Source organism: Flavobacterium sp. (assembly GCF_046155325.1).
Lineage (GTDB): Bacteria > Bacteroidota > Bacteroidia > Flavobacteriales > Flavobacteriaceae > Flavobacterium.
Window position 1 is genome coordinate 1 of sequence record NZ_JBJXDQ010000032.1, and the last position, 10,744, is coordinate 10,744.

Sequence of the window (10,744 nt, forward strand, 5' to 3'; positions counted from 1 at the left end):
TACATTTACAAAAATTAGAAATTATGGTATTAAGTAGATTTTGGTTGGTTATTTTTATTTCGTCTATCCTGTTTGTCATGATCAGTTTGTTTTCGGGCAAAAATTATACAATAGATCATGTTTTGAACGGAAAAAAGGATGATCCTATATTAATTTCAGAAAAGTATATCGAGCAATTACCCGTTTTTATAAAAGACAGTATTAAAAACGCTCCTGACGAAACGATGATTGTCAACCGAGATACGTTAGACGCCGATTCTACTTATGTTTACACCAATAAAACAGTAAAAATTTTTAGTGGCGTTCAAAAATCAGACGGGTTTTTGCCTACTTGTAAAGCTACATTGATTGATTTGATTCTGCCATTGATGGCGTATTTGGCCTTTTTCTGTGGCTTGATGGAGCTTTTAATTATTTCTGGTGCTTCCGAAAAGCTGGCAAAAGGATTAAGTCCCGTATTCGTAAAAGTGTTTCCAAGTATTCCCAAAAATCACCCTTCGATTTCTTATATGACCTTGAATTTTGCTGCTAATTTCTTGGGGTTGGATTCAGCAGCTACCCCATTTGGACTGAAAGCAATGGAAAGTTTACAGGAAATAAATCCAGAAAAAGACAAGGCTAGCGATGCGCAAATTATGTTTATGTGCCTGCACGCCTCAGGACTTACTTTGATAGCCACCTCCATTATTGGGTATCGCGCTGCTGCTGGAGCGACCAACCCAGCCGACGTCATGTTGCCTTGTATAATTACCTCTTTTATTGGCACCATTGCTGCTTTTCTGATAGTTGGAATTAAACAAAAAATCAATTTCAAAAGCGCTTCTTTAGTAATTGGCTTAATGGTGTTAATTGCTGCAATTGTTGGTTTGTTGATGTATGTAAACCATCTAGACTTAATTGGAAAAAACTTTTTTACTTCTAATTTATCAGCGCTAATATTAGTTGGAATTATACTTTTTACGTTGCTATTATCATTCATAAAAGAAAAGAAATTCACCGAAGCAAATACAACTGTTTATGAAGCTTTTGTATCGGGGGCTAATAATGGCGTTAAAACTGGCGTTACCATTTTTCCTTATGTTTTAGGGATGTTAGTGGCTATTTCTTTATTTAGAAACAGTGGTTTATTTGAAATTATTAGCCAATGGATTGCTTTTGCTTTTTCGAATTTAGGGGTAAGTAAAGAAATAACCGATGCACTTCCTGTAGCTTTATTGAGACCGTTTAGTTCTGCTGGATCACGAGGATTTTTGATCGATTCTATGAACACTTTTGGAGCCGATTCTATGACCGGAAGATTAAGTAGTATTTTTCAGTGTAGCGCCGAAAGTACTTTTTATGTAATTGCCGTTTACTTTGGTTCTGTTAACATTAAAAATACCCGTTACGCATTAGGCACCATGCTTGTTGTAGATGTGATGTGTGTGATAACGGCAATTTTTGTGGCGAGTTGGTTTTTTTAATCTTCCCCATTTAATATTTTTCCACTTTCGCCTTTTTTTTTGCTAATTCCAAAATGAATTTTGCATTGCTAACATTTTTTGTATTAATAACTACCGTTTCTATAACCAAATAATTTATATAACAAATACACAAATTTCATTAAAAAAAACACAAGAAAAGACCTGAAAAACCTACCAACCGAAAATCTTTTTTGTTATTTAAACTGAACTTTTATAAACATTACTTTACAAAAATCGTAACGATTAGCATTTGTGGAATGATATTATCATTTTGGATTGGAGTATTTGTAACACTAATTTTTTAGATTGGTTTGGATTTTTATCAAATTTTACTGCATATTGATTTGGATTTTTATTAAAATAGAATCAATATTGATTTGGAATTTTATTATATTTGTCTAAAATATCAATAAACAAATATGTATTTAGAAAGAAAAATTGATAGCGAATTAGAAATTTGGAAACAATTACCCATCAGAAAACCCCTTATGATAAGAGGCGCAAGGCAAGTTGGGAAGTCGTCGGCGGTGAAGAATTTAGCTACTAAATTTAAGTATTTTGTTGAAATTAATTTTGATGAAAACCCAAGTTATTCTACTATTTTTGAAAAAGATTTAGACCCAATTTCAATATGCGAGCAACTTTCGGTAATTACCAACACACCAATTGTAGCAGGTGAAACTTTATTATTTTTCGATGAAGTTCAATCTTGTATTCCTGCCATTTCTTCACTAAGGTATTTTTATGAAAAAATGCCTCATTTACATCTTATTGCCGCAGGGTCTTTATTAGAATTTGCGTTATCAGAAATACCATCTTTTGGAGTTGGGAGAGTTCGTTCCATTTTTATGTACCCACTTTCCTTTGAAGAATTCTTATTGGCAAATAAAGAAAATGGATTACTAGAAGTACTTAATAACGCCACTACTCAAAAAGGATTATCTGAAATAGTTCATCAAAAAATCAAAACCTATTTAAAGAAATTTTTAATTATTGGGGGAATGCCAGAAGCAGTAAAATCATATATTTCAAAAGGAGATATGCTTGAAACGCAACGCATTTTAGACGATTTAATACTGTCTATTCAAGCTGATTTTGCAAAATATAAAAACAGGGTAAATCCTGCAAGAATAAGGGAAGTTTTTAATGCCGTAGTACAACAAGTTGGAACCAAATTCAGTTATTCTTATCCAAATTCCACATTGAGTAATGTGCAAATAAAAGAGGCTTTGACATTGTTAGAAATGGCGGGATTAGTTTATTCCGTTACCCACTCAGCTAGTAATGGCATTCCTATTGGCGCAGAAATTAATCCTAAAAAAAGAAAAATATTGCTTTTTGATACTGGAATTTTTCAAAGAATTCTAGGGCTTAATATTGCACAATTATTAATTGAAGACGATTTTAATATTATTAACAAAGGGAATATTGCTGAGTTATTTGTAGGCTTAGAATTGATAAAAAATACTTCCTGCTATGAAAAAACACACCTATATTATTGGCAAAGAGAATCGAAAAACAGTCAAGCCGAAGTAGATTATGTCATCCAGAAACAAGACAAAATAATCCCTATTGAAGTAAAAGCGGGGACTAAAGGTGCAATGCAAAGTATGTATTTATTTTTAGAAGAAAAAAAATCTGATTTTGGAATGCGATTGTCTTTAGAAAATTTTTCAGAAATGGATAAAATAAAAATTTACCCTTTCTATGCAGTAAAAAATGTGCTTAATTAACAAAAAGGATAGCAGCAGATATCTTTTTGTTAATTTAGGTTATTAATTTCTATCTTAAATTATGTGATTCTTTTGTATTGTTTTTGGGGAGCATCATAAATCAAGATATTCTTCCATATTATTCCAGAAATAAGAAAAAATACAGATGAAATTATTTTTAATAGTAATGAGGTTTCAAAATCGAGCATTTGTTTTCATTAAATTTTTCAAATATAAATACTTTATGATTCATTTATTAATATAATTTAAAAGAGTTCTAGATTTATTTTACTGCAAATTCCCTAACTTTACGCTTCAAAAATAGAACAAAAATGGACTTTATATATCAGGATCCTTATCCCATTTTAAAAGACGATACCGAATACAAAAAACTTACTTCTGATTACGTTAAACTTGAACAATTTGCAGGAAGAGAAATTCTATCGGTTGACCCCAAAGCCTTAGAATTGTTGGCTCAAGAAGCGATGAACGATGTTTCATTTATGTTGCGAACAGCCCATTTGCAAAAACTAAATAATATTCTAAACGATCCAGAAGCAACAGATAACGATCGATTTGTAGCTTACAATTTGTTGCAAAATGCATCAGTGGCAGTTGAAGGGCAATTGCCATCTTGTCAAGATACTGGAACAGCCATTGTGATGGCAAAAAAAGGAGAAAGCATTTATACCGGAGTTGATGATGCTGAATGGTTATCCAAAGGAATATTCAACACTTTCCAATCAAAGAATCTTCGGTATTCTCAAATTGTCCCTATTTCGATGTTTGAAGAAAAAAACTCAGGTTCGAATCTTCCGGCTCAAATAGATATTTATGCTAAAAAAGGAGCTACTTATGAATTTTTATTTCTAACAAAAGGAGGCGGTTCAGCTAACAAAACATTTTTATACCAAAAGACAAAATCGCTGTTGAACGACAAATCTATGGAGGAATTTGTTCGCGAAAAAATAAAAGATTTAGGAACATCGGCTTGTCCGCCATACCATTTGGCTTTAGTGATTGGAGGAACTTCTGCCGAAGCAAATTTGGCTACGGTTAAAAAAGCATCTGCAGGATATTTTGACAATTTACCTACCTCTGGAAACATGGCTGGTCAGGCGTTTCGCGATTTAGAATGGGAGAAAAAAGTATTATTGTATTGCCAAGAAAGCGCCATTGGAGCGCAGTTTGGCGGTAAATACTTTGCACATGATGTTCGTGTTATTCGTTTACCACGTCATGCCGCATCTTGTCCTGTTGGATTAGGAGTTTCGTGTTCTGCCGATAGAAATATCAAAGGGAAAATAACCAAAGACGGTGTTTTCTTAGAGCAATTAGAAGTTAATCCACAACAATTTTTGCCTGCAACACCGCCACATTTAGAACCAGCAGTTGAAGTAGATTTGAATCGTCCGATGGCAGAAATTTTAGCTGAATTATCAAAATATCCAATCAAAACTCGATTGAAACTCAACGGAACATTGATTGTTGCTCGTGATATTGCCCATGCCAAAATCAAAGAATTATTGGATGCTGGTAAACCCATGCCAGACTATTTTAAAAATCATCCCATTTATTATGCAGGACCTGCAAAAACTCCAGAGGGAATGCCATCAGGAAGTTTTGGACCAACTACTGCTGGTAGAATGGATGTGTATGTAGAAGAATTCCAGAAAGCAGGCGGGAGTATGATTATGCTCGCCAAAGGAAATAGAACTAAAGAAGTAATGAATGCTTGTAAAACCTACGGTGGGTTTTATTTAGGGTCTATCGGTGGTCCTGCGGCAATATTAGCACAAGACAATATTGTGAAAGTTGAGGTAGTTGATTTTGAAGAATTAGGCATGGAAGCCGTTCGTAAAATAACCGTTAAAGATTTTCCGGCTTTTATTATTACGGATGATAAAGGGAATGATTTCTTTGAAAATCTGTAAAGTTTAACCACGAAGACACAAAGAAAAACACAAAGTTCACAAAGATTTTTTTAACCGCAAATTCGCAAATTATTCCAAAGTTTTTTAGATTTGAAATTTGCGAATTTGCGTTTTTTTTTAATTAATAACCATTTCAGGAATTTCTCCTTCGATAATTAAAGTGGCTTCCGTAGAAGCGATGATGTGATCTACTGAAACTCCTGGTGCGCGTTCTAAGAGTTGAAACCCTTTTGGAGTTATTTCTAAAACGGCTAATTCGGTAACGACTTTTTTTACGCATCCGACGCCTGTTAGGGGTAAAGTACACTTTTTAAGAATTTTACTTTCTCCAGCTTTGTTAACATGCATCATGGCCACGATGATATTTTCGGCCGAAGCTACTAAGTCCATTGCTCCGCCCATTCCTTTGACCATTTTTCCTGGGATTTTCCAGTTGGCAATATCGCCGTTTTCGGCAACTTCCATGGCGCCAAGAATGGTTAAATCGACGTGTTGCCCGCGAATCATTCCGAAACTCATCGCTGAATCAAAGAACGAGGCGCCTTTTAAGGTGGTAATGGTTTGTTTTCCGGCATTGATTATATCCGCATCTTCTTCGCCTTCGAAAGGAAAAGGACCCATTCCTAGAACGCCATTTTCGCTTTGAAACTCAACGTCGATTCCTTCGGGGATATAATTAGCTACTAGAGTTGGAATACCAATTCCAAGGTTTACAAAGTAGTTGTCTTTGACTTCTTGGGCGATGCGTTTTGCGATGTCTTCTTTTGTTAGCATAAAACAATGTATCAATTAAACAATGTAATAATTTACCAATTATCGAGATTTACTACTACTTATAATTTTATATACAATAAGTCCAATTTCATTAATTTTGGATTTTAATGTAGGTTCAAAAGGATAGTTTGGTGATTTTTCACATAAGACTAGCCAATATTTTGTTTCTTCAATTTCTTTTGCTGCTATTTTAATTTTATGGATGAAATCAGCCCTACTTTCAGCATTTTGAGCTTCGTGAACATTTGCACCAATACTCGTTCCGGATTTTAATAATTGATTTGCAATTACAAATTTTCTGCTTTGCTCTAAAGTCTCACAGAAAGAGATAATGTCTAATGAAAAATCAATTGTCTTTGAAACTATTATGTTTTCTTTCTCCATATAATTATTACATTTTCACATTGAAAAATTAATTAATTCTTTTCCTAACAGTCCTCTGCTCAATCCTTTTTTCGTATTTCTCCCCTTGAAATATGCGTTGCACGAAGATTCCAGGAGTGTGAATTTGGTTGGGGTCGAGGGTTCCAGCTTCGACTAATTCTTCGACTTCGGCGATGGTGATTTTGGCAGCGCCAGCCATACAAGGATTGAAATTTCGGGCGGTTCCTTTGAAGATGAGGTTTCCTGCCGTGTCGCCTTTCCAGGCTTTTACAATAGCAAAATCAGCTTTAAAAGCGAGTTCCATTATATGCATTTTTCCGTTGAATTCTCGGGTTTCTTTGCCAATGGCAACTTCGGTACCGAAACCAGCTGGTGTGAAAAAAGCAGGAATGCCAACTTGTGCCGCTCGGGAACGTTCGGCTAATGTACCTTGTGGAATAAGTTCTACCTCGAGTTCGCCTGAAAGCATTTGGCGTTCGAATTCGGCATTTTCTCCCACGTATGAAGAAATCATTTTTTTGATTTGGCGTTTTTGAAGAAGTAAGCCTAGTCCAAAATCATCGACTCCCGCATTGTTGGAGATACAGGTGAGATTGTTAGTTTCTTTTTTGACTAATTCGGCAATGGAGTTTTCAGGAATCCCGCAAAGCCCAAAACCACCTAACATAAGTGTCATTCCGTTTTCGATTCCTTGGAGTGCTTCGTGAACGTCGTTAACTTTTTTGTTGATCATAATAATTATACGTTAATTGATCTTTTTGGATTTAATGGGTCCAAATTATTTTTAACCATTAAGATATTTAAGTGTCACACAAATTTCATTCTAAAAACAAATGCCCTAGCCCAGATAGAAGTGGAAATCCTTTTAAAGCTTCCAGCCTTCAAAAGGCTGGAAGCTTTAAAAGATTGTAACGAATAGCTGGAAATAGCTCCAAATAAAAAAATTACAATTCGAATTCCTCAGTATCTTGTTGAATATCGGTGGTGTCTTTTACGACGGCTGGGCGGGTATAACAATCTACCTTTATAGATAAATTAGCTGGTCGATCAAAATCTTCTTTAGAAACTTTTAGGGTTTCATCTTCATAACAAAGCTTCATAAAATATCCCCAAACCGGCAAAGCAGCTGTTGCGCCTTGACCATAAGTTAGGCTTTTGAATCTTGCAGAGCGGTCCTCACAGCCTACCCAAACACCTGTTACCAGATTTGGAACCATTCCCATAAACCAACCATCCGATTGGTTTTGAGTTGTACCGGTTTTGCCCGCAATAGGGTTAGTAAACAGGTACGGATATCCTGTCCAGCGATTGTCACCACTTCCTCCGCCTTGCGTTCTTAATCTTGCTCCAGAACCGCCTTCGGTTACCCCTTCGAGTAATTTGATAACAGCATAAGCAATGTCTTTATTTAAAACATCATGAGATTCAGGGATGGGCTCGTAGATTACGACACCGCTTTTGTCCTCAATTCTAGTTATAAATTGTGGTTTAATATAAACGCCTTGGTTGGCGAAAGTTCCATAAGCAGCAACCATATCTTCAACAGTAATATCAACTGCTCCAAGAGCTATCGAGGGTTGTACAGGGATTTCGGATTTCACACCTAATTTATGAGTTAATTCTACAACAGCTTCGGGACCAGTTTTATCAATTAATTTTGCCGAAATGGTATTGATTGAATTGGCTAAACCTTGTTTTAAAGTAACCATTCCGCGGTATCGGTTGTCAGAATTTCTTGGTTCCCAATCTTCAGTAACATGGTGACGACCTTTTCGAATCATAAAGGGACCGTCAACAATTGTATCGCACGGCGACATTCCTAATTGTTCGATTGCTGTGGCATAGACAAAAGGTTTGAATGTAGATCCCACTTGTCTGGCGCCTTGTCCAACATGATCGTACTGAAAATATTTGTAATTTATGCCACCTACCCAAGCTTTTATACTACCAGTTTGTGGTTCCATAGCCATTAAGCCTGATTGTAGAAAATGTTTGTAATATCGAATCGAATCTAGTGGAGTCATAATAGTATCTCTTTCTCCTTTCCAGGTAAAGACTTTCATTTTTGTTTTTTGACTAAAAGACGCTATAATTTCTTCTTCGCTTTTATCCGTTTCCGCCATTACAGTCCAACGGTAGGATGCTTTCATAGCTTGTTTAAGAATGCGTTGGGTTTCAGCATCCGAAATGTTTACAAAAGGTGCATTTTTATTGGTTTTAGCCTCAATAAAAAATTGTTCTTGTAGATTTGCCATGTGTTTTTCAACGGCTTCTTCAGCATGCAATTGCATTCTCGAATCGATAGTGGTGTAAATTTTTAAACCGTCTTTGTAAATATTATAATCTGAACCATCGGGTTTTTTATTCTCCTCCATCCATTTTTTCATATAATCTCTAAGGTATTCTCTGAAATATGTGGCTGTTCCTTCGCGGTGACTTTCCAATTTGAAGTTTAAAGTGATGGGAAGTTTTTGTAGTTTTTCTTTTTGTGATTCGGTAATAATTTTTCCTTTTTCCATCTGGGCAAGTACTACATTTCTTCTGTTTTTGACCCCTTGTGCATTTTTTACAGGATTGTATAACCCTGAATTTTTAAACATACCCACTAATATTGCAGATTCATCGATAGTAAGATCTTTAGGTTCTTTTGAAAAATAGGTTTTTGCAGCTGAACTTACTCCCACGGAATAATTTCCAAAATCATATACGTTGCAATACATGGCGATGATTTCGTTTTTGGTATATTGTCGTTCTAAACGAATAGCAATAATCCATTCTTTAATTTTTTGAACAATTCTAAAAGGTAAAAATTTAGACCCTTCTCCGTGGAATAACTGTTTGGCTAATTGTTGGGTCAATGTACTTGCCCCTCCGCTTGTTCCTAAGCTAGCGATGGCTCTCAAAGTTCCTCTGCCGTCAATACCGGAATGTTCATAAAAACGCTCATCTTCAGTTGCTACAAGGGCTTGAACTAGATTTTTTGGCAAATCGGAATATTTAAGTTGGGATCTATTTTTCTCAAAATATTTTCCCAAAATCACTCCGTCAGATGATATGATTTCAGTAGCTAAATTAGAATCTGGATTTTCTAAATCTTCAAATGAAGGCATTGATCCAAAAAGACCCCATGAAGCAAATAAGAAGAATACTAATCCACCTCCTAAACTATAAAAGAAAACCTTCCAAAATTTATTTTTATAGTAATGGATATCTTTTTCTATATTTTTTTGAACCGCCATAATTTATTTTTTAATCTATTTTTTCAATTCTAAACCCAACATCTGTAATTCCTTCTAGATTTTTTTTTCCTTGAATTTTTCCGCTTTCCCTGAGAGATTGTTTGATGTTAACTTTATACTTTCCTCTAAATCGCACTTTTTCTTTATAAAAAAGCTTACTTTCTTTTAAATCTGTAAATCCGTTACCGAGTATTTCTCCATCTGGATTTGCCATTTGGTACTCTAAAGTATCCACTTTAGTATACCCATTGGGCATTTCTAAGGATACAATTAGAAAAAGGTTATTAAAGGGATAATCATTGTTTGCTCTTAAATTCACAAATAAATTATATCGTTTGGCAGAGTCTAATATAGGCAAATCAAAACTTACAATGCTATCTTTATGCCACGAGTTACCAACGGATTTATACTCATCAAAAACTCTTTTTTTATCACAAGAAAAAAAAAGAAACGTCACCAACAAAAATAAAATACTATAGTTTATTTTCATTTTTAGTAATAATTATTGGTTTTCTAGGCTCTTGAGGTTTTGCATTTTGGTTAGGATTGTTCGAATTGTTATTTTTATTAGCCACAATAACATTCTCTCCTCCTGATTTTCGATTTTTATTTGATTTTTTGCTTCTTTTAGGTTGGTCAAAACGAGTTAAACTTTCTTGACCCATAGCATTATTAAAATGTTTTTCAGGTTCTACTACAATTTCTATAGCATAATCTTCTAGCGAAGGGACTTTGTTTTTTAGTTTGTTTTCGGCAAGAATTTCTTTTACTTGTTCTATTTTTAGTACATGCCAATTTGCAAAATCATTGGTATAAGCAAACCACATCAGTCCTTTAAAAATATCTTGTTTTTGACAAATTGCGTCTCCTTTTTCTGTAGATAATTTTGTATCAAAATCAGGAAACCCTTTTAAGGCGTCCATATAAGTGTCTAGTTCATAATTAAGACAACATTTTAATTTTCCACATTGACCCGCTAGTTTTTGTGGGTTTAAGGAAAGTTGTTGGTAACGAGCTGCTGAGGTATTCACACTTCTAAAATCAGTCAACCAAGTCGAACAACACAATTCTCTGCCGCAAGAACCAATACCCCCTAGTCGAGCGGCTTCTTGGCGAAGTCCCACCTGTTTCATTTCGACTCTAGAGCTAAATTCTTTTGCAAAATCTTTGATTAAAAGTCTAAAATCAACTCTATCATTGGCAGTATAGTAGAAAGTTGCTTTTGATCCATCGCCTTG

Annotated in this window: 9 protein-coding genes; 3 read left to right on the forward strand and 6 right to left on the reverse strand. The window is 34.9% G+C overall.

Annotated features, from left to right (window positions below):
• The first annotated feature begins 23 nt into the window (after positions 1–23).
• The 3 genes from ACKVOD_RS02335 to ACKVOD_RS02345 all read left to right on the forward strand — a co-directional run bounded on the left by ACKVOD_RS02335 (position 24) and on the right by ACKVOD_RS02345 (position 5,109).
• Positions 24–1,463 carry a nucleoside recognition domain-containing protein gene (locus tag ACKVOD_RS02335; protein WP_409207882.1) on the forward strand — a complete coding sequence of 480 codons (1,440 nt, stop codon included), beginning with the start codon at positions 24–26 and terminating at the stop codon, positions 1,461–1,463.
• A gap of 419 nt (positions 1,464–1,882) precedes the next feature.
• Positions 1,883–3,196, forward strand: a complete 1,314-nt coding sequence (locus tag ACKVOD_RS02340) for an ATP-binding protein (RefSeq protein ID WP_409207874.1) — start codon at positions 1,883–1,885, stop codon at positions 3,194–3,196.
• Between the two features lie 311 nt (positions 3,197–3,507).
• Positions 3,508–5,109, forward strand: coding sequence for a fumarate hydratase (locus tag ACKVOD_RS02345; protein WP_409207875.1), 1,602 nt, complete (start codon positions 3,508–3,510; stop codon positions 5,107–5,109).
• 117 nt (positions 5,110–5,226) lie between these two features.
• Here the strand turns inward: ACKVOD_RS02345 and ACKVOD_RS02350 are convergent, their stop codons facing one another.
• The 6 genes from ACKVOD_RS02350 to ACKVOD_RS02375 form a co-directional block, all read right to left on the reverse strand.
• Positions 5,227–5,883: a CoA transferase subunit B gene (locus tag ACKVOD_RS02350; protein ID WP_409207876.1), complete on the reverse strand. Its 657-nt coding sequence runs from the start codon at positions 5,881–5,883 to the stop codon at positions 5,227–5,229.
• Positions 5,884–5,922: 39 nt separating this feature from the next.
• Complete coding sequence (locus ACKVOD_RS02355; protein WP_409207877.1) at positions 5,923–6,267, reverse strand: four helix bundle protein; 345 nt, start codon at positions 6,265–6,267, stop codon at positions 5,923–5,925.
• 28 nt (positions 6,268–6,295) lie between these two features.
• Positions 6,296–7,000 (reverse strand): CoA transferase subunit A, encoded by a 705-nt coding sequence (locus tag ACKVOD_RS02360; RefSeq protein WP_409207878.1) that lies wholly within the window; start codon positions 6,998–7,000, stop codon positions 6,296–6,298.
• 211 nt (positions 7,001–7,211) lie between these two features.
• Positions 7,212–9,506, reverse strand: coding sequence for a penicillin-binding protein 1A (locus ACKVOD_RS02365; RefSeq protein WP_409207879.1), 2,295 nt, complete (start codon positions 9,504–9,506; stop codon positions 7,212–7,214).
• Between the two features lie 10 nt (positions 9,507–9,516).
• Positions 9,517–9,996 carry a gliding motility lipoprotein GldH gene (locus ACKVOD_RS02370; RefSeq protein WP_409207880.1) on the reverse strand — a complete coding sequence of 160 codons (480 nt, stop codon included), beginning with the start codon at positions 9,994–9,996 and terminating at the stop codon, positions 9,517–9,519.
• Positions 9,980–10,744 (reverse strand): stage 0 sporulation family protein (locus tag ACKVOD_RS02375; protein ID WP_409207881.1); only part of this gene is annotated, 765 nt, incomplete at its 5' end. The genes ACKVOD_RS02370 and ACKVOD_RS02375, both read right to left, overlap by 17 nt.

Bases quoted from the DNA above. Each gene is read 5' to 3' on its own strand.
- ACKVOD_RS02365 (WP_409207879.1), bottom strand. From the start codon at position 9,506: ATGGCGGTTCAAAAAAATATAGAAAAAGATATCCATTACTATAAAAAT.
- ACKVOD_RS02335 (WP_409207882.1), top strand. From the start codon at position 24: ATGGTATTAAGTAGATTTTGGTTGGTTATTTTTATTTCGTCTATCCTG.
- ACKVOD_RS02350 (WP_409207876.1), bottom strand. From the start codon at position 5,883: ATGCTAACAAAAGAAGACATCGCAAAACGCATCGCCCAAGAAGTCAAA.
- ACKVOD_RS02370 (WP_409207880.1), bottom strand. From the start codon at position 9,996: ATGAAAATAAACTATAGTATTTTATTTTTGTTGGTGACGTTTCTTTTT.
- ACKVOD_RS02355 (WP_409207877.1), bottom strand. From the start codon at position 6,267: ATGGAGAAAGAAAACATAATAGTTTCAAAGACAATTGATTTTTCATTA.
- ACKVOD_RS02340 (WP_409207874.1), top strand. From the start codon at position 1,883: ATGTATTTAGAAAGAAAAATTGATAGCGAATTAGAAATTTGGAAACAA.
- ACKVOD_RS02345 (WP_409207875.1), top strand. From the start codon at position 3,508: ATGGACTTTATATATCAGGATCCTTATCCCATTTTAAAAGACGATACC.
- ACKVOD_RS02360 (WP_409207878.1), bottom strand. From the start codon at position 7,000: ATGATCAACAAAAAAGTTAACGACGTTCACGAAGCACTCCAAGGAATC.